Here is a 23,674-nt window from a genome sequence, read left to right as displayed (position 1 = left end):
AAAACGAAAAAAAGTCTTTGTAAAATATAAAAAAACTATCAAGTCGATAGCTTTTTTTAATATTTAGGATAAAGAAATGGGAACTTCAACTTTCCGCAATCCCTGCTCAACAATGTTAATTTTTCCATTAAGCAGCTCAATCAAACTTTCTATAACGCTCTCCTTATCATCTTTGTCAACGAAAATGGTCGTTTGTACTTGATCTGTAAAAGCTGTATCCTGTTCTTGCAACTGTTTAGCTTTAAGAAAATTTGGTAACTCTTGATATTGACTGTAGGAAAGAGTAAGCCTTAGTCCAAGTTGTTCTTTTATGTGGACACTTCCGATTTCTTTGATAGCTAGGGCAACGCTGCCAGCATAAGCCCGAATGAGTCCACCTGCTCCTAACTTGATGCCCCCAAAATAGCGCGTCACGACAGCACAGACGTTGGTTAGTTGGTGATTTTCTAAGACGCCTAGCATAGGCACGCCAGCAGTTCCGCTGGGTTCGCCATCATCGCTACTTCGCTTCATTTCGCTCCGCTCTCCTAAAATAAAGGCAGAGCAGTTATGAGTAGCTTTGTAGTGTTCTTTTTTGACAGCCTGAATAAAATTTCGTGCTTCGTCCTCTGTTGTCACACGCTTGATATGACAGATAAAGCGCGATTTTTTGATTTCTTCTTGGACTTGACCGTCCTCTTTGATTGTTCTAAATTCCATATCTTCATTTTACAAAAAAACTTTTATTTTGCCAAAGTTTTTCCGAATAAATAGATATGACAGAATTACAAGATTGTTTAGGTCGCATTTTTACAAAAAGTCAACTGTCACCAGAATTACAATTGCAAGCACAAACCTTAGCTGGAATGGTAGAAGAAAAAGGGAAGTTAAGCTGCAATCGTTGTGGGCAAGTCATTGACAAAGAAAAACACCAATTGCCAATAGGTGCTTATTATTGCAGGTCTTGCTTGATCTTAGGAAGGGTCAGAAGTGATGAAGATCTTTACTATTTTCCACAGGAAGAATTTCCTAAAGCGAATGTCTTGAAATGGCAAGGGAAGTTGACAGCGTTTCAAGCCAAGGTTTCTCAAGGACTTGTAGAGGCGGTTGCTAAACGAAAAAATAGCTTGGTTCACGCAGTCACGGGAGCCGGAAAGACGGAAATGATCTATCAGGTGGTGGCACAAGTCATCAATCAAGGTGGAGCAGTCTGCTTGGCTAGTCCCAGAATTGATGTCTGCTTAGAACTTTATCGCAGATTGAAAGTAGATTTTACTTGTGATATTTCACTCCTACACGGTGAATCAGAAGCATATTCCCGCAGTCCTCTCGTGATTGCCACCACACATCAGCTTCTCAAATTTTACCGAGCATTTGATCTTCTTATTGTTGATGAGGTAGATGCCTTTCCTTATGTGGACAATCCGATGCTTTATCATGCAGTTCATCAGGCAGTCAAAGTAGAGGGGACGAAGATTTTCTTAACGGCAACTTCCACAGATGAGCTGGATAAAAAAGTGGCTAAAGGAGAATTAACTCGTTTGAGTCTACCCAGACGTTTTCATGGCAATCCTTTGATTGTTCCGCAAAAAATTTGGTTGGCGGATTTTCAAAAATATCTTGGTCAAAAGAAGCTAGTTCCCAAGTTAAGGCAGTTTATTCAAAAGCAGAGAAAAACAGGATTTCCACTTCTTATTTTTGCTTCCGAGATCAGAAAAGGGCAGGAGCTGGCAGAGATTCTTCAAAGCACTTTTCCTAATGAAAAAGTTGGTTTTGTAGCCTCGACGACTGAAAATCGACTAGAAATTGTAGAGAAATTTCGTCAAAAAGAAATCACGATTTTGGTAACGACGACGATTTTGGAGCGTGGGGTGACTTTTCCTTGTGTAGATGTTTTCGTGGTGGAAGCCAACCACCGTCTGTTTAGTCGCAGCGCTCTGGTACAAATTGCTGGACGCGTTGGTCGCAGTATGGAGCGACCGACAGGCGAGTTAATCTTTTTTCATGACGGTACGACTATGGCGATAGAAAAAGCGATTAAAGAAATTCAGGAGATGAATCAGGAGGCCGGTTTATGAATAACTGTCTGTTATGTGAAAGTCTACTTGATGAAAAGCTAACATTTTGTGATTTGCTGACTTTGAAGAAGCCAAAAGCAAGGACTTGTGATGACTGTTTTGAAAAATTTCAGCTCATTTCAGCGCAGCATTGCCCGAAGTGCTATCGTGAAGGGACATGCGAAGTCTGCATGGATTGTCAAGTATGGATAGAAAAAGGAAAAGAAGTTTGTCATAAAAGTTGTTTTGTATATAACGAAGCCATGAAAGACTTTTTCAGCCAATATAAATTTCAAGGAGATTATACTCTTTATTCTGTATTTACAGAAGTTTTGCAAAAGGAATTAAAAGGATACAGCGATTATACGCTTGTTCCCATTCCTGTAAGTGCCAAAAAGTATCAGACAAGAGGGTTTAATCAAGTGACAGCTCTTCTTGAGGGTACAAAGTTGCCATTTAAGGAAGTTTTAGAAAAGCATGATACAATTGCTCAATCAAGCAAGACGAGAGAGGAGCGCTTGCAAAGCCAGCAGTGCTTTAAAGTGAAAGACAATGTTCAAGTTCCGACAAAAGTTCTTTTGATAGATGACATTTATACAACAGGCTCAACCCTACAATTAGCCAAGGAAATTTTAGTGGAAGCAGGAGTGAAAGAAATTGTGACATTTTCATTGGCAAGGTAACAAAAAATTTGCAAAAAAATAATGAAAGCGTTATAATAAAATAAAGAAAAACAAAACGCTTAGAAAGAAGGTACTTATATGATTAAATATAGTATCCGTGGTGAAAACCTAGAAGTAACAGAAGCTCTTCGTGACTATGTAGTTTCTAAACTTGAAAAAATCGAAAAGTATTTCCAAGCTGACCAAGAATTGGATGCACGTGTAAACTTGAAAGTCTATCGTGAAAAAACAGCCAAAGTTGAAGTAACTATTCCACTTGGTTCTATCACTCTTCGTGCAGAAGATGTTTCTCAAGATATGTATGGTTCTATTGATTTGGTGACAGACAAAATTGAACGTCAAATTCGTAAAAATAAAACAAAAATTGAACGTAAAAACCGTAATAAAAAATCAACCAGTCAGTTGTTTACAGATGCTGTTGTTGAAGAAGCTGAAGCTGCACCTGCAAAAGTCGTTCGCTCCAAACAAATTGACTTAAAACCAATGGACTTAGAAGAAGCTCTTCTTCAAATGGATTTATTGGGACATGACTTCTTCATCTATACTGATGTAGAAGACAACACAACCAATGTTTTGTATCGTCGTGAAGACGGTGACGTTGGCTTGCTTGAAGTGAGATAATCAATCAATCCTCTGATTCATATCAGGGGATTTTTTATGTGGTCTGCAATCAGCTCGAGATAATTGCAAAAAACTGTATTAAAAATCATCATGTTTGAACTGCATTTCAAAAGTTAGACAGAAAAAACAATTGACTTACAGCTATCACAGAAGAAAAACTGATACATTCTTTAGAGATTTTGTTATAATATTCTTTATGAGAGTTGTTGCAGGGAAATATGGGGGGCGTCCTCTTAAAACATTGGAAGGCAAAACAACCAGACCGACGACAGACAAGGTTAAGGGAGCTATCTTTAATATGATTGGTCCTTATTTTGATGGAGGACAGGTTCTGGACTTGTATGCTGGAAGCGGCAGTTTAGCGATTGAAGCTATTTCGCGAGGCATGGTTTCGGCTGTTTTGGTTGAAAAAGACCGCAGGGCGCAAGCGATTATCAGCCAAAATATCAGTATGACTAAGGAAAAAGAACGATTTGAACTTCTGAAAATGGAGTCCAATCGAGCACTTGAATTGGTCACAGGACAGTTTGACTTGGTTTTGTTAGATCCACCCTATGCAAAAGAACAGATTGTTTCAGATATTATAAAAATGATTGAACGAGAGCTTCTGAGCGATGATGTACTGGTTGTTTGTGAGACAGACAAGTCGGTGGATTTACCAGAAGAAATCGCAGGGCTAGGTATCTGGAAGCAAAAAATATATGGAATTTCAAAGGTGACGGTTTATGTCAGATAAAATTGGATTATTTGCGGGCTCTTTTGACCCGATTACAAAGGGGCATATTGACTTGATTAAGCGAGCTAGTAAGCTCTTTGATTGCCTTTATGTTGGTATTTTTTATAATCTTGAGAAAACGAGTTTTTTTAGTATTGAAGCGAAAGAAAAAATGATAGCAGCTGCTCTAGTTCATTTGGAGAATGTAAAAATTGTTACTTCTCATGATGAATTGGCAGTGGAAGTAGCTAGAAAGCTAGGAGTGACAACTTTTGTACGGGGATTACGTAATAGTCAGGATTTGGATTATGAGGGGAATCTCAACTTTTTCAATCATGAATTAGCACCTGAGATAGAAACCATTTTTTTGATAAGCAAACCAGCTTATCAGCATCTCAGCTCATCAAGAATTCGTGAATTGATTTCCTTTGAGCAGGATATTTCAAAGTATGTGCCCGAAAGTGTCATAAAGGAGTTAAAGAAACAATATGGAAAAACCAAGAAATAAATTTAAAAAATGGCCGATAATTGCAGTAGTAGGGTTGATTTTGCTTTTCTTATCTTTTGTAGTTCCCTTGCCTTATTATATTGAGGTGCCAGGTGGTGCAGCGGATGTCCGTCAGGTATTGCGCGTGGACAACAAAGAAGATAAGGAAAAAGGTTCTTATAATTTTGTAACGGTTGGAATTCAGCATGCGACCTTCGCTCATTTGGTTTATGCTTGGCTGACACCTTTTACGGATATTTATTCGGCGAAGGATTTGACTGGTGGAACTTCTGATAAAGAATACATGCGGATCAATCAGTTTTATATGGAAACGTCGCAAAACCTAGCTAAATACCAAGGGTTGAAAAAAGCTGGCAAAGACATTACTCTGAAATATCTAGGGGTTTACGTCTTGCAAGTCACAAAGAATTCTACTTTTAAAGGTATTTTAAATATTGCAGATACCGTGACAGGTGTGAATGATAAGACTTTCAATAGTTCAAAAGAATTGATAGACTATGTCGGAGCGCAAAAGATTGGCAGCAAGGTCAAGGTGAACTATGTAGAAGACGGTCAGAAGAAATCTGCTACAGGTAAAATTATTAAACTTGAAAATGGAAAAAACGGGATTGGTATTAGCTTGATCGACCGAACAGAAGTCACAAGCAACACACCAATTGAATTTTCAACAGCCGGTATTGGTGGACCAAGTGCGGGCTTGATGTTTAGTTTGGCAATTTATACGCAAATTGCAGATCCAACATTGAGAGACGGCAGAAATATTGCTGGGACGGGCTCAATTGACCGCGAAGGAAAAGTTGGCGACATTGGTGGGATTGACAAAAAAGTTGTTTCAGCAGCTAAAAATGGCGCAGAAATTTTCTTTGCGCCAAATAATCCAGTCACCAAGGAAGTGAAAAAATCCAATCCTAAAGCGAAAACAAACTATGAGACAGCTTTGGCAGCTGCTAAAAAAATTAAAACTAAAATGAAAATTGTACCTGTCAAGACCTTGCAAGACGCAATTGATTACCTCAAGAGCACAAAAAAGTCGTAAAAATAATTCAATAAAAGAGCAAGTTAATGATAGAAATTTGACTTTGCTCTTTTCTTCTTTCCCTATTTCAACTATCAAAAACACTTCTTTTTATGGTAAAATAGGTTTAATACAAGAATAAATGATAAAGGATGACTATGCGAAAAGAAATTGCACCTGAATTATACAATTACAATAAATTTCCTGGACCGGAGTTTCGGCAAATAGGAACCAAAATCTTGACTGAGACAATTGAATTTGACTTGGTAGAGAATTTCAAGGAAGGTTTTGATATAATGGCTTTTAATCAGCGCTTTTCAGAAATTTTAACAAAATTTGATTATATTGTTGGCGACTGGGGAAATGAGCAGTTGCGTTTGCGTGGATTTTATAAAGATGACAAGGCAAATGAAAGTGAAGAAAAAATCAGTCGCTTAGAAGATTACTTGTTAGAATACTGTAATTATGGCTGTGCTTATTTTGTTTTGGAAAATTTGAAACCACGTCGAGCGTCGTTTGATAAAAAATCTCATCACAAAAAGGAAAATGAAACCAAACCACGCCGTTCTAAGCAAGCTTGGTCCTATAAGGAACAGGAGCAACCCAAGCGAGAAAATCGCCAGCGCAGTAAGCGACAAAATCAAAAGCAAAGAGCAAGAAAGCAAAATTCAACGAAGCAACAACAAACAAGCAGCCAGCGCCATTTTGTCATTCGTCAAAAATAGCGGAAACCGAGAATGGAAATCGAGAGGAAGAAAATGAAACCATCAATTTATAGTTTGACCCGTCAGGATTTGATAGATTGGACAGAAAGTAAAGGAGAAAAGAAATTTCGAGCTACTCAGATTTGGGAGTGGCTTTATCGCAAACGGGTTCAGTCTTTTGCAGAAATGACCAATATTTCAAAGGATTTGTTGGCAAAATTAGAAGATGAATTTGTCGTCAATCCACTGAAGCAAAGGATTGTACAGGAGTCGGCTGATGGAACAGTCAAATATCTCTTTGAATTGCCAGACGGTATGTTGATTGAAACAGTTCTTATGCGTCAGCACTATGGTCTTTCAGTCTGCGTGACTACTCAGGTGGGTTGCAATATTGGCTGTACATTTTGTGCTAGCGGGCTGATTAAAAAGCAGCGTGACTTGAATAACGGAGAAATTATGTCTCAGATTATGTTGGTACAAAAATATTTTGATGAGCGAGGACAAGGTGAGCGCGTCAGTCATATTGTGGTTATGGGGATTGGTGAGCCTTTTGATAACTATGACAATGTTCTTAAGTTTGTGCGAACTGTCAATGATGACAAGGGGCTGGCTATCGGAGCTCGTCACATTACGGTTTCCACTTCCGGTCTAGCACATAAAATTCGTGATTTTGCAAACGAAGGAGTGCAGGTTAATTTAGCTGTTTCTCTTCATGCACCCAATAATGAATTGCGCTCTAGCATTATGAAAATCAATCGTGCTTTTCCAATTGAGAAGCTATTTGCAGCGATTGAATATTATATTGAAACGACTAACCGAAGGGTTACTTTTGAGTATATCATGCTAAATAAAGTCAATGATGGAGTAGAACAGGCTCTGGAATTAGCAGCTTTATTGAAGAATATCAAAAAGCTATCGTATGTCAATTTGATTCCTTACAATCCAGTTAGCGAACATGATCAATATAGTCGCAGTCCCAAAGAACGTGTAATGGCTTTCTACGATACTCTGAAAAAGAATGGCATTAACTGTGTTGTTCGTCAAGAGCATGGTACGGATATTGATGCAGCTTGCGGTCAATTGCGCTCAAACACCATGAAGCAGGACAAGGAGAAAGCTCTTACCAAGCATGCTTAAATTGAACAATCTATTGAAAACAGATGGTGAATTAACCGTTAAGGGACGTACTTTTCTTACTTGGGGAAGCATTTTCTACATTTTATTATTATGTCTAATGTGTTTTCTCCCTCAAGTGCCAGAAAAGGGAATGGAGACGCCGGGGATTCAGCAGTTTGGTCGTATTGTAGTGCTTCTCATTCCTTTTAATTCTTTTATCAATCTTGGGCAAATTACTTCTCTATATCAATTGATTAAGGTTTTCGTGCAAAATGTGATGAATATTTTTCTGCTTAGCCCACTGATTTTTCAGCTCCTCTGGCTTTTTCCTAAGTTGAGGAGCACTAAGTGTCTGCTATTTGTCAGCTTTGCGATAAGCCTTTTCATTGAATGTACACAGATTTTGTTAGATATTTTAATTGATGCCAATCGTGTTTTTGAAATAGATGATTTATGGACAAATACATTAGGCGGATATCTGGCTTTTCTATTGTATAAAACTTGTGTCAGCCATTGGAAAGATAAGTTTCTGACTTCTAAGTAAAAATAAAGGTCATTGTTCGGTTTTAGGATGCTTTTCCATGATTTTTTCACTATTTTATTGACAGAATGGTAGAAAAACTCTATAATAATGCTCAAACATCAGAAAAGTAGTAAATTGATACTTCCAGAGAGCTTGTGCTAGGTGTAAACAAGTAGTAGATATCTATGAAATGGGCTGATGTAAATGATATGAATTTGAAACAATAAAAATTCGGTGTGCACACCTTACAGTGCAGCTTGTTGATAGACAAGATAGAGATATGCGGATAAGGTATACTTTTCCCATAATTGAGATGGCACCGTGTTCATATGCCCTCACACAGTTTTTGTGTGAGGGTATTTTGTTGTTTAAATTCAAGAATACTAAAGATTGTGAGGAAACATCATGGTAGAAAACAAAGGATATTTTGGTCAATTTGGTGGTAGCTTTGTACCGGAACTGATTCAAGTTTTATTAGACGAGCTAGAGGGGACATTTGAAAAGTATAAAAATGATCCAGAGTTCCTAGCAGAATATCATCATTATTTAGCAGATTATGCAGGTCGAGAGACACCGCTTTATTTTGCAGAAAGTTTGACGGACTATTTAGGAGGTGCAAAAATCTATCTTAAACGAGAAGACTTGAATCACCTAGGTTCTCATAAATTAAACAATGTTTTAGGGCAAATTCTCCTAGCAAAACGAATGGGTAAGAGCAGAGTTATCGCAGAGACTGGAGCTGGTCAACATGGAGTAGCAACAGCTGCAGCGGCTGCTAAGTTTGGCATGAAATGCGATGTGTATATGGGAGCAGAAGATGTGGAACGCCAGCGATTGAATGTTTTCCGAATGGAAATGATGGGAGCAACTGTCCATGCGGTCGAAACAGGGACTAAAACATTAAAGGATGCGGTGGATGCTGCTTTTGCTGCTTGGATGACAGATTTAGATGCTTTTTATGTCCTGGGTTCGGCTGTTGGTCCTCATCCTTATCCAACGATTGTGCATGAGTTTCAAAAGGTTATTAGTCAGGAATCCCGCCGTCAAATTCTAGATAAGGAAGGTCGTCTACCAGATTATATTATTGCCTGTGTCGGCGGAGGTTCTAATGCAATTGGAGCATTTTCTGAATACGTGGCAGATAAAGAAGTCAATTTAGTTGGTGTTGAAGCAGCTGGTCATGGCTTGAATACAGACAAGTATGTGGCTACAATGACTAAAGGGTCCATTGGAGTTGTTGATGGCATGAAAACGTATGCTGTATTTTCAGAAGACGGTCAGGTGGCTCCTGTTTATTCTATTTCCGCTGGATTAGACTATCCGGGAGTTGGTCCTGAACATGCCTTTTTTAAAGATTCAGGTCGAGTTGAGTATGTGGCTGCAACAGATGATGAAGCGGTAGATACACTGTTATTGTTGACACAAAAAGAAGGAATCCTTCCTGCCATTGAAAGTTTTCACGCTATTGCAGAAGCAGTTAAACGCGTGCCTCGATTGAGTAAGGACAAGATTATCATTGTCAATGTAACTGGGCGTGGTGATAAAGATGTAGCCGCTATTGCTGATTATTTAGAAAAAAGAAACACGAAAAATCAAGAATGAGATAGACGATCATGATTGCTGGTACATCATCCCCAAAAAATTATAAAATCTGGGAAGATTATGTCTAAAAACTAAAATTTGAAAATTGTAATCATCGCTTTATTGTTTCGAGGCTCCGCTGAATCTGGAGACATTCATCCCAGACTCATGATAGGACGTTATTCTAATTTTATTGAAGCAACAGTTCGCATAAAAGCAGAACAATCACTCCAATCAAAAGACAGGGAACGAAAGCTATCCTGTCTTTTCTCTTTTTTAAGCAAAAGAGACATAAGCCCACTAAGCTGGCAATTTGAATCAGCCAAAGAATCTCTGTCAACTTGAAAACAGTTGAACAAGAAGCTAGAAAAAGAAAATCTCCTGCACCGATACGCAAATCAACGAAATGAGCCAAAATTCCAAGAGCTAAAAAAATAGTCATTAGAAGATTAAAACCTACCAAAAATAGGAGAAGAAGATGAAAGAACAACCAAATGAGGATAGGATATTCCTGTTCTCTTTGATCATAAAGAGCTAGTGTAATTCCCATTATGAGCAAGACAAGTTGGCTGATAGTTAAGTAGCTTAAGGAAGTTGCGAGAAAGAGTAAACTACCTACCAACTCTAATATCAAGTAGCGAATGGGAATTTTTGACTGACAAAACCGACAGCGCAGTCGATTGATAAGCTGTGAAAGGACAGGGACTAAATCACGAGGTGCTAATTTCTGCCCACAAGCATTACAATGACTGGAAGGAACGATAATGGACTGTTCAGGAAAGCGATCAACAACCAGCCCTAAAAAAGAAGCCACAATGCTTCCAACCAAGAAAAAATAAAAATGAATCATACTTTTTTATTCGCAAATAATTCTAAAAAATTGCAACTTTTCTAATAAAAGAAATTTCTGAGTTCAATCATTTGACTTTCTTATTTAGAAACATTATAATTAAACCATAATCAAAAAGATTAGAATCATTCTAAATAAAAGCGAGGTAGGATAATGGTTAATCTAAAAAATGAAGCAGCAAAAGATGTTGCAACTTTCTCAAGTGTTGAGTCTTTCAGTAAGTCTCTTCCCAAAACAAAAGTGGTATTGAACCAAGCAGTAGCAGATTTATACACTGCTTGTATTGCTCTTCACCAAGTACATTGGTACATGCGTGGAGCTGGTTTTATGGTTTGGCATCCTAAGATGGATGAATATATGGAATCCTTGGATACAACTTTGGATGAAGTGAGTGAACGTTTGATTACTCTGGGCGGAACTCCATATTCAACTTTGAGTGAATTTATCCAACACAGCAATATTGAAGAAAAAGAAGGAAAATTCAGTAAGAATGTTGCAGAAAGTTTGGAACGTGTCATCGAAATCTTCCGTTACTTGGTAGGCCTCTACCAAGAAGCTCTGGATGTAACAGATGAAGAAGGGGATGATGTGACCAACGATATTTTTGTCGGTGCAAAAGCAGAACTTGAAAAGAATATCTGGATGTTAACAGCAGAAATCGGTCAAACTCCGGGTTTGTAAGTAAATTTTTGAGAGTAGAAAATAAATTTTTAAAATCTTTTAGAATTTAAGATAAGTTTAAGGAGGTGGCGTTATACTAACATCATCAGATGAAGACCTCCTAACTTTATTTGATAAAAATCCTAAACTTTTCTTTTTCATAATAATCTCCCTATAAGAGTCGCCCAATCGGCGGCTTTTTTGTTGTTTTTGAGCATTTGAAGAATGTTTTACTTACAAAATGAGTTCTTTTCAACCTTGAAATACTCCTAAAATTCTGGTAAAATAAGCCTCATGAAAACACTTTATGATGTGCAGCAATACCTCAAAAGTTTTGGCATTATTATCTATATGGGTAAGCGCTTGTATGATATTGAAATGATGAAAATTGAGTTAGAGAGGATTTATGATGCGGGCTTGATAGAAAGAATGGACTATCTAGAAGCTGAGCGGGTCTTGCGAAAGGAACATCAGTTGGAGTTACAATATTTGAAGAAGAATGAGGAGAAAACATGTTAAACTGGATTTTATTGGCAATTATTGTTGGAACGTTAGGCTGGATGGGCTTTAACTATATTCGTGTTCGTCGTGCGGCTAAGGTAGTAGACAATGCAGAATTTGGTGATATGATTCGTCAAGGTCAGTTAATTGATTTACGAGATCCAGCCGATTTTCGTCGTAAACATATTTTAGGGGCACGAAATATTCCGTCACAGCAATTAAAAACAAGCTTAGGAGCGATTCGTAAGGACAAGACTGTTTTACTATATGAAAATAGTCGTGGACAACGTGTGATGAATGCAGCTATTCTATTAAAAAAACAAGGTTATCAAAATATTTACATCCTCTCTACAGGACTAGATGGATGGAAAGGAAAAATCAAAAGTGAGTAATCCAAGCGGGTTGCTCACTTTTAATAGCTTTTTTCTAGATAGTGCCTCACTATTTCGAGTTCTGCTTGGTTCAATGCTCGGTATTCTCCTGCGGCTGAGTTTGGTTCTAATTCAAAATCTCCAAAATGCGTCCGTTTAAGAGAAGTAACTTTGACACCGACAGTTAAAAACATCTTTTTGATTTGGTGAAATTTTCCTTCAGAAATAGTGACAGTAGCACAGCTTTTGTTTGAGCTAGAAGAATGAATTGTAAGAATGGCTGGTTTACAACTTGTTCCGTCAAGAAAAACGATGCCCTTTTGAAAGGATTGCACTGCTCGGTCATCTAGGAGACCATTAACTTCAACCTCATATGTTTTTGTGACGTGATATTGAGGATGAAGCAATTGAAAACCGAGCGGACCGTTGTCAGTGATTAACAGCAGTCCAGAAGTATCTCGATCTAGTCGCCCGACAGAATATAACTTATCATTGAAATCTTCTGGTTTGATGAGATCTAGAACCGTTTGGGATTTGGCATCGGAGTTAGCTGTCACGACACCAAGGGGTTTATTCATCATAAAATACTGATGAGGCTTGCCCAGAACAGGTTGTTCTTCTAGCGTAATCGTCTGCAAACCTGTATCAACATTTTGACTGAGTTTTCGAGCAGGACAGTCATCTACCAAGATTTTCTTTTTTAGGAGAGCTTGCTTCATCTTTTTACGACTAATGTGAGCTTGAGCTAGTAAAACATCTAAACGCATACAGTTTCCTTTGTTTTTTTCTTATCATATCATAATTTTGCAATAAAGAATGTAAATAAATTTGTTGGGCATTGATTTTCTAATGAAAACATTTACACCCGGTTTAACCGTGTTTTTTACTGTAATCTGTGGTATAATTGTTCAGTTAGAAATAAAACTTAAGATTTAGAGGATAAAATGACAAAATTAAGAGAAGATATTCGCAATATCGCTATTATCGCTCACGTTGACCACGGGAAAACAACGCTGGTGGACGAATTATTGAAGCAATCACATACATTGGACGATCGAAAAGAGTTGCAAGAACGCGCAATGGACTCCAACGATCTTGAAAAAGAACGCGGAATTACCATTCTTGCTAAGAATACAGCTGTTGCTTACAACGGTGTTCGTATCAATATCATGGACACTCCAGGACACGCGGACTTCGGTGGAGAAGTTGAGCGGATCATGAAAATGGTGGACGGGGTTGTTCTGGTTGTTGATGCTTATGAAGGAACCATGCCACAAACTCGTTTTGTATTAAAAAAAGCTCTTGAGCAAGATTTAGTGCCGATTGTTGTGGTCAATAAAATTGACAAACCATCTGCACGCCCTGCAGAAGTGGTGGATGAAGTCTTGGAACTTTTCATTGAGCTGGGTGCAGATGATGACCAATTGGATTTTCCAGTTGTGTATGCTTCTGCTATCAACGGAACGTCTTCTATGTCAGACGATCCTGCTGACCAAGAGCACACTATGGCACCGCTTTTTGATACTATTATTGATCATATTCCAGCACCAGTGGATAATTCAGACGAGCCACTTCAATTCCAAGTTTCTCTTTTGGACTACAATGACTTTGTAGGTCGTATTGGGATTGGCCGTGTTTTCCGCGGGACTGTAAAAGTTGGAGACCAAGTGACACTTTCTAAACTAGACGGCACAACGAAAAACTTCCGTGTCACCAAGCTATTTGGTTTCTTTGGACTAGAACGTCGTGAAATCGACGAAGCCAAAGCAGGTGATTTGATTGCCGTGTCTGGTATGGAAGATATCTTTGTTGGCGAAACGATTACTCCGACAGATGCAGTAGAACCATTGCCAATTCTTCACATTGACGAACCAACGCTGCAAATGACTTTCTTAGTGAACAATTCACCATTTGCTGGTCGTGAAGGGAAATGGGTAACGTCTCGGAAAGTTGAAGAACGCTTGCAGGCTGAATTGCAAACGGACGTTTCACTTCGTGTGGATCCGACTGATTCACCAGATAAATGGATTGTATCCGGTCGTGGAGAATTACATTTGTCGATCCTGATTGAAACTATGCGCCGTGAAGGTTATGAGTTACAAGTATCGCGTCCAGAAGTTATCGTCAAAGAAATTGACGGTGTGCAATGCGAGCCATTTGAGCGTGTGCAAATTGACACCCCAGAAGAATACCAAGGTTCGGTTATCCAAAGTCTTTCTGAGCGCAAGGGTGAAATGTTAGACATGGTAGCTACCGGAAACGGACAAACACGTTTGATTTTCCTTGTGCCTGCGCGTGGTTTGATTGGATACTCAACTGAATTCCTTTCTATGACGCGTGGTTACGGGATTATGAACCATACCTTTGACCAATATCTACCATTGATTCCAGGTGAGATTGGTGGACGCCGTCGTGGAGCTCTCGTGTCAATTGATACAGGAAAAGCAACGACTTACTCTATCATGTCTATTGAAGAACGTGGAACCATTTTTGTCAATCCAGGTACAGAGGTTTACGAAGGAATGATTATTGGTGAAAATTCACGTGAAAATGACTTGACGGTTAATATTACAAAAGCCAAACAAATGACCAATGTTCGGTCTGCAACGAAAGACCAAACAGCGGTTATTAAAACGCCTCGTATCTTGACATTGGAAGAATCACTTGAATTCTTGAATGATGATGAGTATATGGAAGTCACACCAGAATCTATCCGTTTGCGGAAACAAATTCTTGATAAAAATCAACGTGCCAAAGCTGCTAAAAAGAAAAAATCAGCTGAATAATGAAAGAATGGTTTGCTTTGCTGTCATTATATGAAAGAAGCGGATGGGCTAGAAAGGAGTAGAAATGTTTTATTTGATCTTTGGAATTCTCATTCTATTATTTTACATTTTTGCTGCTCCGCAAAGCATTAAAGGGACTTTAAATGTAGTAGTTTTAGTGATTGCTCTAGTCGCTTTTATCATTTTATTAGGATTGGCAGTATTTCAGATTTTTCAATTACCGTCTGAATTTTTCGTAGGAATTGCAATGATTGGCGTAGCTTATTTTTCTCTACGTGATATTTCAAAATTGTCACAAAAAATAGAAAAGTATCGTTTCGCTCAAAACTTCGTAACAGACAAGAATAAAAAGCCGTAAAGGCTTTTTTATTTTCTGAAAAAAAGGTAAAATAGATACAGAAGAATTAAAAAGAGGCATGTTATGAAGCACATTACAAATTTTGCAAATAAGAAAGTTTTAGTTTTAGGCTTGGCCAAGTCTGGTGAATCCGCTGCTCGTTTATTAGATAAGTTGGGAGCGATTGTCACAGTGAATGACGGAAAGCCATTTGAGGAAAATCCTGCTGCTCAGTCTCTTCTTGAAGAAGGCATCAAAGTAGTAACAGGTGGTCATCCTTTGGAACTCTTGGATGAAGACTTTGAACTAATGGTCAAAAATCCTGGTATTCGTTACGACAACCCTATGGTCAAGAAAGCATTGGAAAAGGAAATCCCAGTCATCACTGAAGTTGAGTTGGCTTATTTGATTTCAGATGCTCCAATTATTGGGATTACGGGCTCTAATGGAAAGACAACAACGACAACAATGATTGCGGAAGTCTTGACTGCAGGTGGTCAAAGTGGTCTACTTTCTGGAAATATTGGTTTTCCAGCCAGTCAAGTTGCAACAACTGCAACCAAAAATGATACTCTAGTCATGGAGTTGTCTTCTTTCCAACTCATGGGTATTGAAACCTTTCACCCAGAGATTGCAGTGATTACCAACTTGATGCCAACTCATATTGATTATCATGGCTCTTTTGAAAATTATGTGGCGGCTAAATGGAACATTCAAAAAAATATGAGCAAATCTGACTTCCTCGTATTGAATTTCAACCAAACATTAGCGAAAGAGCTGGCTGCAAAGACGCAAGCGACCGTTGTACCATTTTCAACTACAGAAAAGGTAGACGGCGCTTACTTAGAGGGAAACATGCTGACTTTCCGTGGAGAGCCTGTTATGGCAGCAGATGAGCTTGGCGTTCCGGGTAGCCATAATGTTGAAAACGCCCTCGCAACTATTGCAGTTGCGAAATTGCGTGGTATCGAAAATCAAGTCATCAAAGAAACATTGGCAGGTTTTGGCGGTGTTAAACATCGTCTCCAATATGTCGGTGAAATCAACCATGTTAAATTTTATAACGATAGCAAATCCACAAATATTCTTGCAACGCAAAAGGCTTTATCTGGTTTTGACAATAGCAAGGTCATCTTGATTGCTGGTGGACTGGACCGTGGCAATGAATTTGACGAATTGGTGCCAGATATTCAAGGATTGAAGAAAATGGTTATTCTTGGAGAATCTGCAGCACGTGTCAAGAGAGCAGCAGATAAAGCAGGTGTTAGCTATATGGGTGCTGCTGATGTGAAAGATGCGACGCAAAAAGCTTTTGCTGAAGCACAAGCAGGTGACATTGTTCTTCTCAGTCCTGCAAATGCTAGCTGGGATATGTATCCAAATTTTGAAGTTCGTGGCGATGAATTTATTGCAACATTTGAAGAATTAAAGGGTTAAGATGAAAAAGATTATATTTACAGGTGGAGGGACGGTTGGTCATGTGACTCTAAACCTTCTACTCATTCCAAAATTCCTAGAAGCAGGCTGGCAAGTTCACTATATTGGTGATAAGCATGGGATTGAATACCAAGAAATCCAGAAGTCAGGTTTGGATATCACTTTTCATTCTATAGCGACGGGGAAATTACGTCGTTACTTTTCTTGGCAAAATATGTTAGATGTATTCAAAGTGGCTTGGGGCATTTTGCAATCTTTAGGAATTATGGTAAAGGTTCGTCCGCAAGCTCTCTTTTCTAAGGGTGGCTTTGTATCGGTTCCTCCTGTTATTGCAGCTCGCTTAGCTGGGATTCCAGTTTATGTACATGAATCAGACCTCTCTATTGGTCTAGCAAATAAAATTGCTTACAAATGTGCGATAAAAATGTATTCTACTTTTGAACAAGCCCATGCGTTGACAAAAATTGAGCATGTGGGAGCTGTGACAAAAGTAGGAGAAAAAACAACTGCTCCAAATGAGCAGATTCAAGCGATTCGGCAGCATTTTGATGAAAACCTTCCGACACTTCTGTTTGTTGGTGGATCAGCGGGAGCAAAGGTTTTTAATGATTTTGTAACGGCAAATAAAGCAGAGCTAACTCAGCACTACAATATTATCAATTTATCAGGCGATGCTAGTTTAGATGAATTATCAAATCATCTGTACCGAATTGCCTATGTGACTGACCTCTATCAACCGTTGATGGATTTGGCGGACGTCGTTGTTACACGTGGTGGCTCTAATACTATTTTTGAATTGTTGGCTATGGCAAAACTCCATGTAATTGTTCCTTTGGGACGCGAAGCAAGTCGCGGTGATCAGATTGAAAATGCAGATTATTTTGTAAAAAAAGGTTATGCTAAAAAATTAGACGAGTCTCAATTGAATTTGGAAAATCTTCAAAAAATGATTGCAGAGTTGCTTGAACAGAAAGCATTTTATGAAGAAAACATGAAACAGTCCCACGAAATAAAATCGTTAGATGAATTTTATAACCTTTTAAAAAATGACATAGATAAAGGAAGAAAATGACAAAAAAGAAGCAAGAGGATCAGAAAGAGCAAGAAACAGAAAAACTTTCTGAGTGGCAAAAAAGAAACAAGGAATACCTTGAAAAAAAGGCTCAAGAAGAAGCTGAAAAAGAGAAAGAACTAGCAGAGCAAAAAAAGCAGCATTTGCCAAATTCTGAAAAAGAGAAAGTCGAAAAGAATGATGAAAGTGCAGAAGAAGTGACAGCGGATACTCAAGAGAACGAGTCAGAGGAGGCAGAAAAGCCTACCGAGACAGAGACTTCTGAGGAAGAACAAGATGCGCCTTTTGATAAAACAACCTTGAGAAAAAAGAAGAAAGCAGAACGCAAACAAGCTAAGCAGGAAGCAAAAGAGACAAGAGAAAAAATTGCTCCTCGCCATATCTACCGTGCTTTGCCAGTATTGATTCTAAGTTCTATTTTGTTAATTTTAGCTGTTTATTTTATAAGCCCCTATTCAAAATTAAAGAATATAGAGGTAACGGGCAATAAACAGCTTTCAAAAACAGAGGTGCTGGATGCTTCTAGTATTCAAAAAGAGGATTACACCTTGACGACATATTTAAGTCAAAAGGCACATGCTAGAAATATTAAATTGTCAAGTCTATGGGTGAAAAAAGCAGAGATAAGTTACCAATTTCCAATTACATTTAAAATAAAAGTAACAGAATACACGGTTGTTGCTTATGATTATTCTGGGGAGCAGTATTTCCCAGTATTATCTAGTGGAGAAGAAATTGCTACTCCAGTTAAAAAATCACAGTTGCCAAAAAGTTATATAACACTTGATTTTTCAGATAAAGCAATGCTTAAGAAATTTGTGCAACAATTATCAGGTATTTCTAATACAATCAAATCAGAAATTCAAACGGTTCAGCATACACCGAGTAAAGCGACTGAGGATTTGCTGACAATCACTATGACAGATGGAAATAAAATCTTAGTTCCTTTGTCAGAAGTAGCTAAAAAACTACCTTATTATGAAAAAATTAAACCACAATTGACGGAAACAAGCGTTGTGGATATGGAAGCAGGAATATTTAGTTATAGAAATAGCTAAAATAATGTAGAAAATCTACCCAATTTTTATTTTTTTATGTTATAATATGCTTTGAATAACTATACTTTTTTGATAGTTAAATTGATAAGTGAGAAACTTGGTAGATAGAGAGGAATGGTCTAATGGCTAGAGATGGCTTTTTTACAGGATTAGATATCGGAACAAGCTCCATTAAGGTCTTGGTAGCAGAACACGTAAACAATGAATTAAATGTAATCGGAGTTAGTAATGCAAAAAGTGCTGGTGTAAAAGATGGTATCATTGTAGATATCGAAGCAGCAGCAAGTGCTATAAAATCTGCAATTTCACAAGCAGAAGAAAAAGCAGGAATTTCCATTAAGTTGGTGAACGTTGGTTTGCCTGCTAACTTGTTGCAGATTGAAGCAACGCAAGGTATGATTCCTGTAACAAGCGAAACAAAAGAAATCACAGATGCAGATGTTGAAAATGTTGTGAGATCTGCTTTGACAAAAAGTATGACTCCAGACCGCGAAGTTATTACCTTTATTCCTGAAGAGTTCATTGTAGATGGCTTCCAAGGAATTCGTGATCCTCGTGGAATGATGGGCATTCGTTTAGAAATGCGTGGTCTTCTCTATACAGGTCCACGTACCATTCTTCATAATTTGAGAAAAACAGTTGAGCGTGCAGGAGTTCAAGTGGAAAATATTATCATCTCTCCGCTTGCCATGACCAAATCTGTTCTAAATGAAGGTGAACGTGAATTTGGTGCGACTGTCATTGATATGGGTGGTGGCCAAACAACAGTTGCTTCTGTTCGCAACCAAGAATTGCAATTTACCAATATCTATCAAGAAGGTGGCGAATACGTCACAAAAGACATCTCAAAAGTTTTAAAAACTTCTAAAAAACTTGCCGAAAGTTTGAAGTTTAATTACGGAGAGGCTTATGTACCGGCTGCTAGCAATGAGTCATTCCAAGTGGAAGTGATTGGAGAAGTGGAGCCAGTTGAAGTAACAGAGCGCTATTTAGCAGAAATTATTTCAGCACGTGTTAAGCATATCTTTGAACAAATCAAGCAAGATTTAGAAAGAAGACACTTATTAGAACTTCCAGGTGGACTTGTTATTATTGGTGGTGGTGCAATTTTACCAGGTGTGGTGGAATTGGCGCAAGAAGTTTTCGGTGTTCCTGTTAAACTATACGTACCAAATCAAATCGGTATTCGTAATCCAGCTTTTGCTCATGTCATTAGCTTATCAGAATATGCTGGAAATCTATCTGAAGTGGATGTTTTAGCACAAGCTGCCGTTCACGGTGATGAACTTCTGCGTCATCAACCGGTTGAATTTTCTCGTCCGACTCAACAAACTCAGTCGTTCAATCCGTTGCAGCGCTTTACTCAGCCGCAACAAACAACTGTGACTCCGATTGCTGAACCAGCAGAAGAAGTTGAACGTCCCGAACCACTTCCGACACAATCTCAACAACCAAAAGAAAAATTGACAGATCGTGTTCGAAATCTACTTGGCAATATGTTTGATTAAAGGAGAAGGTAATACATTATGACATTTTCATTTGATACAGCTGCGGCACAAGGAGCAGTAATTAAAGTTATTGGTATCGGTGGTGGTGGTGGTAATGCCATTAACCGCATGATTGATGAAGGAGTATCAGGCGTTGAATTTATCGCTGCCAATACAGATGTGCAAGCTCTGAGTGGCTCAAAAGCAGAAACAGTTATTCAGCTTGGACCAAAGTTGACTCGCGGTCTAGGTGCTGGAGGACAGCCTGAAATCGGTCGTAAAGCGGCTGAAGAAAGCGAAGAAGTGTTGACGGAAGCTCTTACGGGAGCTGATATGGTCTTTATTACTGCTGGTATGGGCGGTGGCTCTGGTACAGGTGCTGCACCAGTTATTGCTCGTATTGCAAAAGGTCTTGGTGCCTTAACTGTTGCAGTTGTTACTCGTCCGTTTGGCTTTGAAGGAAGTAAGCGTGGTAACTTTGCGATTGAAGGAATCAATGAACTTCGTGAGCATGTAGATACACTTCTTATCATTTCAAACAATAATTTACTTGAAATTGTTGATAAGAAAACTCCTCTTCTTGAAGCATTGAGCGAAGCAGACAATGTCCTTCGTCAAGGTGTACAAGGAATTACGGACTTGATTACAAGCCCAGGACTTATTAACCTTGACTTTGCTGATGTAAAAACCGTTATGGCAAATAAAGGTGATGCTCTTATGGGAATCGGTATTGGTAGTGGCGAAGAACGTGTTATTGAAGCTGCACGTAAGGCTATCTATTCACCGCTTCTTGAAACAACGATTGATGGAGCTGAAGATGTCATTATCAACGTTACAGGTGGTCTTGATATGACCTTGATTGAAGCAGAAGAAGCATCAGAAATCGTCAATCAAGCAGCAGGTCATGGTGTTAATATTTGGTTAGGTACTTCTATTGACGACAGCATGAAAGATGAAATTCGTGTGACAGTTGTTGCAACGGGTGTTCGTCAAGAAAAAATTGATCGAGTAAGTGGTGTTCGTCCAGTTGCTCAACAAAATTCTTATGCAGCTGGAACTCGTGAAAATCGTAATTCTAGAGGAAGCCAAGGTTATGACCGTAACTTTGATTTGACTGAAAATCTTGAAGTTCCAAAGCCAAGTCGTCAACGGACAGAAGCGCCACAGGCTTCAGCATTTGGTGATTGGGATTTGCGTCGTGAAAATATTGTTCGCTCAACAGATGCGAGTTCTGCACCAGCTGTGGAACGTTATGAAGACACTAGTTCTGATGACGATGAATTAGAAACACCACCATTCTTTAAAAACCGATAAAATGGATTTAGCAAAGAATACATATCAAGTTTTGGAAAATGTAGCGCAAGCTACTCAAAAAGCTAATCGCTCAAAAAATTCAGTAGAAGTAATAGCTGTCACCAAATATGTTGACAGCTCTACTGCTAAAGAGCTAGTTAAAGCAGGAATTCATCATATCGGTGAAAATCGAGTTGATAAATTTCTAGAGAAATATCAGGCTCTGAAAGATGAACGTGTAACTTGGCACTTAATTGGTACACTTCAAAGGCGGAAAGTGAAAGACGTCATCAATTATGTTGATTATTTCCATGCCTTAGATTCCGTAAAATTAGCTCAAGAAATCAATAAAAGAGCTGAACATATCATTAAATGCTTTTTACAAGTAAATATTTCCAAAGAAGCCAGTAAACATGGTTTTGCTATAGAGGAAATTGATACTATTTTACCTGAGCTAGAAAAACTTGAAAACATCCAGATTGTAGGTTTGATGACAATGGCACCGATTGAAGCAGATGAAGCGGAATTAAATGTCATTTTCCAACAAGCCTATCAATTACAGCAAAGATTACAACGTAAACAGTTACCTAATATGCCTTTTACTGATTTAAGTATGGGAATGAGCCGTGATTATGCAATAGCTATTGCAAATGGTTCGACTTTTGTCAGAATTGGTACCGCATTTTTTAAATAGGAAAGTATTATGTCTCTTAAAGATAGATTTGATAAATTCATTGATTACTTTACGGAAGATGGTGAAGATGCTGGCGTTCAAACGCCTGAGCTACCACTACGTGCGAGTAGTCAATCTGTAACACCTACTAAAGAAAGAACAGTACATACAGCGAGTAGTTCTGTACAATCTTCTACAAGGTCAGGAGCAAATGAAAACATCACTCGTCTTCATGCGCGCCAGCAAGAATTGGCACAGCATCGCACGATTTCAGATGACAAAGTGACCATCAATGTTCGTTACCCAAGAAAATATGAAGAAACAACTGAAATTGTTGATTTGTTAATTGTTAACGAAAGTATTTTGATTGATTTTCAATATATGACAGAAGTGCAAGCTCGTCGTTGTTTGGACTATTTGGATGGTGCGCGTTATGTGCTTGCTGGGAACATAAAAAAAGTTGCGAGTACAATGTACCTTTTAACACCAATCAATGTTATTGTAAATGTTGAGGATTTGAAATTGCCTGAGGATTTACAAAGTGGCGAATTTGATTTTGATATGAAACGTAGATAAAAACATGGTTTGGATTGTAAATATACTTTATAATTTGGTAAGAGTGTATTCATTTATTTTAGTGGTGTATGCTCTCTTATCTTGGTTTCCGGGTGCCTATCAAACATCACTTGGTCAGTTGATTCTGCGGATAGTAGAGCCTGTTTTAAAACCATTTCAACGTTTCAACCTACAATTTGCTGGGATTGATTGGACGGTTCTTGTTGTTATCTTTCTTCTGAATTTTGTTTCTGGCATCATTTTGAATGCCCTTTTGCTTTTAGCTTAAATTCATGAAGAATAGCAAACATTTATATCAACATTTTGCAGAAGAAGATCGTGAATTTGTTGATAAAAGTTTAGAACAGATGCAGCGCGTTGAGGATTCTTATTCTTTTGAAGTGACTTCGTTTGTAAATCCACATCAAGTTGAAGTTTTGCGAAATCTTGGGAATCATTTGCAATTGCAAATATTTTCAAGTTCGGATTATTATACGAGTGAATTTGCTAAAGTCATTATTGCTCCTCTCTACTATGAGTTGCAATTAAGTGATTTTGAAATAGAGTTGTTAGAAATTAGCTATGCGAATAAATTTCACCATTTAACCCATTCGCAAATAATGGGAACGTTATTGAATCAATTAGGGATTGAACGTAAAGTTTTTGGTGATATTCTTGTAGCTTCAGGTAGAGCACAAATTATGGTAGATAAGAAATTCATTCAATTTTTCATCGATCATATCTCAAGGATAGCAAAGACACCTGTAAAATTGAAGCGAGTGGATTTTTCACAACAAATTATCGCTCAAACTGATTCAAAGCTAAGAGATGTGCTTGTCTCTAGTATGCGTTTGGATAAAGTGGTAGCTGCCTCATTTCATTTGTCACGAAGCATTGCCGCTCGGCTGATAGCAACAAAGCAAGTTAAGGTAAACTATTCTACGCTGGATAATCCCAGTCATCATTTGTTATTAAATGACTTGATTAGTGTACGAGGATATGGGAGAGTAAAAGTTTTAAGAGAAAATGGCTTTTCAAAAAATGGAAAGTACAAATTAACTGTTGAATTATTGTCTAGTAAGTAAGGAGAAA

25 protein-coding genes and 4 pseudogenes are annotated in these 23,674 nt (G+C 38.2%); 26 read left to right on the top strand and 3 right to left on the bottom strand.

All coding sequences use genetic code 11. The features are described from left to right. Window positions 1–63: 63 nt before the first annotated feature. The gene (locus HMPREF2634_RS08800; protein ID WP_021001372.1) at window positions 64–699 is read right to left on the bottom strand and encodes a YigZ family protein; all 636 of its coding nucleotides are present in this window, start codon (window positions 697–699) and stop codon (window positions 64–66) included. 56 nt (window positions 700–755) lie between these two features. Here HMPREF2634_RS08800 and HMPREF2634_RS08795 point away from each other — a divergent pair, with 56 nt between their 5' ends. The 10 genes from HMPREF2634_RS08795 to trpB all read left to right on the top strand — a co-directional run bounded on the left by HMPREF2634_RS08795 (window position 756) and on the right by trpB (window position 9,523). Further along, entirely contained in the window at window positions 756–2,057 is a 1,302-nt protein-coding gene (locus HMPREF2634_RS08795) for an ATP-dependent helicase ComFA (protein WP_021001373.1), read from the top strand. After that, window positions 2,054–2,719, top strand: a complete 666-nt coding sequence (locus HMPREF2634_RS08790; protein WP_003025757.1) for a ComF family protein — start codon at window positions 2,054–2,056, stop codon at window positions 2,717–2,719. Before HMPREF2634_RS08795 ends, HMPREF2634_RS08790 begins: the two co-directional genes overlap by 4 nt. A gap of 78 nt (window positions 2,720–2,797) precedes the next feature. Further along, window positions 2,798–3,340: a ribosome hibernation-promoting factor, HPF/YfiA family gene (gene hpf, locus HMPREF2634_RS08785; RefSeq protein WP_003025754.1), complete on the top strand. Its 543-nt coding sequence runs from the start codon at window positions 2,798–2,800 to the stop codon at window positions 3,338–3,340. A 187-nt stretch (window positions 3,341–3,527) separates the two neighbouring features. Beyond that, the gene (gene rsmD, locus HMPREF2634_RS08780; RefSeq protein ID WP_025271932.1) at window positions 3,528–4,076 is read left to right on the top strand and encodes a 16S rRNA (guanine(966)-N(2))-methyltransferase RsmD; all 549 of its coding nucleotides are present in this window, start codon (window positions 3,528–3,530) and stop codon (window positions 4,074–4,076) included. Next, window positions 4,066–4,563, top strand: a complete 498-nt coding sequence (gene coaD, locus HMPREF2634_RS08775; RefSeq protein WP_021001374.1) for a pantetheine-phosphate adenylyltransferase — start codon at window positions 4,066–4,068, stop codon at window positions 4,561–4,563. The genes rsmD and coaD overlap by 11 nt, the downstream gene beginning before the upstream one ends. Then, window positions 4,544–5,599: a SepM family pheromone-processing serine protease gene (locus HMPREF2634_RS08770; RefSeq protein WP_021001375.1), complete on the top strand. Its 1,056-nt coding sequence runs from the start codon at window positions 4,544–4,546 to the stop codon at window positions 5,597–5,599. Before coaD ends, HMPREF2634_RS08770 begins: the two co-directional genes overlap by 20 nt. A 137-nt stretch (window positions 5,600–5,736) precedes the next feature. Beyond that, window positions 5,737–6,303, top strand: a complete 567-nt coding sequence (locus HMPREF2634_RS08765; protein ID WP_021001376.1) for a YutD family protein — start codon at window positions 5,737–5,739, stop codon at window positions 6,301–6,303. A gap of 33 nt (window positions 6,304–6,336) precedes the next feature. Further along, on the top strand, window positions 6,337–7,419 hold the full coding sequence (gene rlmN, locus HMPREF2634_RS08760) for a dual-specificity RNA methyltransferase RlmN (protein WP_021001377.1): 1,083 nt from the start codon (window positions 6,337–6,339) through the stop codon (window positions 7,417–7,419). Continuing rightward, window positions 7,412–7,942 carry a VanZ family protein gene (locus tag HMPREF2634_RS08755; protein WP_003025737.1) on the top strand — a complete coding sequence of 177 codons (531 nt, stop codon included), beginning with the start codon at window positions 7,412–7,414 and terminating at the stop codon, window positions 7,940–7,942. Before rlmN ends, HMPREF2634_RS08755 begins: the two co-directional genes overlap by 8 nt. A gap of 384 nt (window positions 7,943–8,326) precedes the next feature. Beyond that, a complete protein-coding gene (gene trpB / locus HMPREF2634_RS08750; RefSeq protein ID WP_021001378.1) occupies window positions 8,327–9,523 on the top strand; it encodes a tryptophan synthase subunit beta in 1,197 nt (398 codons plus the stop codon). 169 nt (window positions 9,524–9,692) lie between these two features. On the opposite strand, the gene HMPREF2634_RS08745 is transcribed toward trpB, so the two are convergent. Then, window positions 9,693–10,352: a prepilin peptidase gene (locus HMPREF2634_RS08745; RefSeq protein ID WP_049516828.1), complete on the bottom strand. Its 660-nt coding sequence runs from the start codon at window positions 10,350–10,352 to the stop codon at window positions 9,693–9,695. A 153-nt stretch (window positions 10,353–10,505) separates the two neighbouring features. Between HMPREF2634_RS08745 and HMPREF2634_RS08740 the strand changes: the two genes are divergently transcribed. The 3 genes from HMPREF2634_RS08740 (at window position 10,506) to HMPREF2634_RS08730 (ending at window position 11,905) form a co-directional block, all read left to right on the top strand. Then, window positions 10,506–11,033, top strand: a complete 528-nt coding sequence (locus HMPREF2634_RS08740) for a Dps family protein (RefSeq protein ID WP_070836492.1) — start codon at window positions 10,506–10,508, stop codon at window positions 11,031–11,033. Window positions 11,034–11,306: 273 nt separating this feature from the next. Next, window positions 11,307–11,531 (top strand): YqgQ family protein, encoded by a 225-nt coding sequence (locus tag HMPREF2634_RS08735; protein ID WP_003025724.1) that lies wholly within the window; start codon window positions 11,307–11,309, stop codon window positions 11,529–11,531. Next, complete coding sequence (locus HMPREF2634_RS08730; protein WP_024052074.1) at window positions 11,525–11,905, top strand: rhodanese-like domain-containing protein; 381 nt, start codon at window positions 11,525–11,527, stop codon at window positions 11,903–11,905. The genes HMPREF2634_RS08735 and HMPREF2634_RS08730 overlap by 7 nt, the downstream gene beginning before the upstream one ends. A gap of 20 nt (window positions 11,906–11,925) precedes the next feature. On the opposite strand, the gene HMPREF2634_RS08725 is transcribed toward HMPREF2634_RS08730, so the two are convergent. Further along, window positions 11,926–12,651, bottom strand: a complete 726-nt coding sequence (locus tag HMPREF2634_RS08725) for a 16S rRNA pseudouridine(516) synthase (protein WP_003025719.1) — start codon at window positions 12,649–12,651, stop codon at window positions 11,926–11,928. Window positions 12,652–12,828: 177 nt separating this feature from the next. Between HMPREF2634_RS08725 and typA the strand changes: the two genes are divergently transcribed. The 13 genes and pseudogenes from typA (at window position 12,829) to HMPREF2634_RS08670 (ending at window position 23,667) form a co-directional block, all read left to right on the top strand. Continuing rightward, window positions 12,829–14,670 carry a translational GTPase TypA gene (gene typA / locus HMPREF2634_RS08720; protein WP_057489582.1) on the top strand — a complete coding sequence of 614 codons (1,842 nt, stop codon included), beginning with the start codon at window positions 12,829–12,831 and terminating at the stop codon, window positions 14,668–14,670. A 64-nt stretch (window positions 14,671–14,734) separates the two neighbouring features. After that, window positions 14,735–15,028 carry a DUF3165 family protein gene (locus tag HMPREF2634_RS08715; RefSeq protein ID WP_070836491.1) on the top strand — a complete coding sequence of 98 codons (294 nt, stop codon included), beginning with the start codon at window positions 14,735–14,737 and terminating at the stop codon, window positions 15,026–15,028. 63 nt (window positions 15,029–15,091) lie between these two features. Beyond that, window positions 15,092–16,444 (top strand): UDP-N-acetylmuramoyl-L-alanine--D-glutamate ligase, encoded by a 1,353-nt coding sequence (gene murD / locus HMPREF2634_RS08710; RefSeq protein WP_021001380.1) that lies wholly within the window; start codon window positions 15,092–15,094, stop codon window positions 16,442–16,444. A 1-nt stretch (window position 16,445) separates the two neighbouring features. Further along, the gene (locus tag HMPREF2634_RS08705; RefSeq protein WP_057489583.1) at window positions 16,446–17,516 is read left to right on the top strand and encodes a UDP-N-acetylglucosamine--N-acetylmuramyl-(pentapeptide) pyrophosphoryl-undecaprenol N-acetylglucosamine transferase; all 1,071 of its coding nucleotides are present in this window, start codon (window positions 16,446–16,448) and stop codon (window positions 17,514–17,516) included. Further along, on the top strand, window positions 17,513–18,574 hold the full coding sequence (locus HMPREF2634_RS08700; protein WP_021001382.1) for a cell division protein FtsQ/DivIB: 1,062 nt from the start codon (window positions 17,513–17,515) through the stop codon (window positions 18,572–18,574). Before HMPREF2634_RS08705 ends, HMPREF2634_RS08700 begins: the two co-directional genes overlap by 4 nt. A gap of 122 nt (window positions 18,575–18,696) precedes the next feature. Next, window positions 18,697–19,903, top strand: a pseudogene (ftsA, locus tag HMPREF2634_RS08695) (cell division protein FtsA); the annotation flags it as partial. Then, window positions 19,882–20,082 (top strand): annotated as a pseudogene (locus tag HMPREF2634_RS10325) (cell division protein FtsA C-terminal domain-containing protein); the annotation flags it as partial. The pseudogenes ftsA and HMPREF2634_RS10325, both read left to right, overlap by 22 nt. Before the next feature lie 18 nt (window positions 20,083–20,100). Next, on the top strand, window positions 20,101–21,375 hold the full coding sequence (gene ftsZ / locus HMPREF2634_RS08690) for a cell division protein FtsZ (protein ID WP_021001383.1): 1,275 nt from the start codon (window positions 20,101–20,103) through the stop codon (window positions 21,373–21,375). Window position 21,376: 1 nt separating this feature from the next. Further along, on the top strand, window positions 21,377–22,048 hold the full coding sequence (locus HMPREF2634_RS08685) for a YggS family pyridoxal phosphate-dependent enzyme (RefSeq protein WP_021001384.1): 672 nt from the start codon (window positions 21,377–21,379) through the stop codon (window positions 22,046–22,048). Window positions 22,049–22,057: 9 nt separating this feature from the next. Next, window positions 22,058–22,141, top strand: a pseudogene (locus HMPREF2634_RS10320) (cell division protein SepF); the annotation flags it as partial. A 96-nt stretch (window positions 22,142–22,237) separates the two neighbouring features. After that, window positions 22,238–22,603 (top strand): annotated as a pseudogene (locus HMPREF2634_RS08680) (cell division protein SepF); the annotation flags it as partial. A gap of 4 nt (window positions 22,604–22,607) precedes the next feature. After that, window positions 22,608–22,871, top strand: a complete 264-nt coding sequence (locus HMPREF2634_RS08675; protein ID WP_003025694.1) for a YggT family protein — start codon at window positions 22,608–22,610, stop codon at window positions 22,869–22,871. Between the two features lie 4 nt (window positions 22,872–22,875). Next, complete coding sequence (locus tag HMPREF2634_RS08670; protein WP_021001385.1) at window positions 22,876–23,667, top strand: YlmH family RNA-binding protein; 792 nt, start codon at window positions 22,876–22,878, stop codon at window positions 23,665–23,667. The last annotated feature ends 7 nt before the right edge of the window (window positions 23,668–23,674 follow it).

It is taken from the genome of Streptococcus sp. HMSC034B03 (assembly GCF_001838575.1).
GTDB classification, from domain to species: domain Bacteria; phylum Bacillota; class Bacilli; order Lactobacillales; family Streptococcaceae; genus Streptococcus; species Streptococcus anginosus.
Note: the sequence above shows the minus strand (reverse complement) of the source record. Positions and strands in the feature narration are given on the sequence as shown.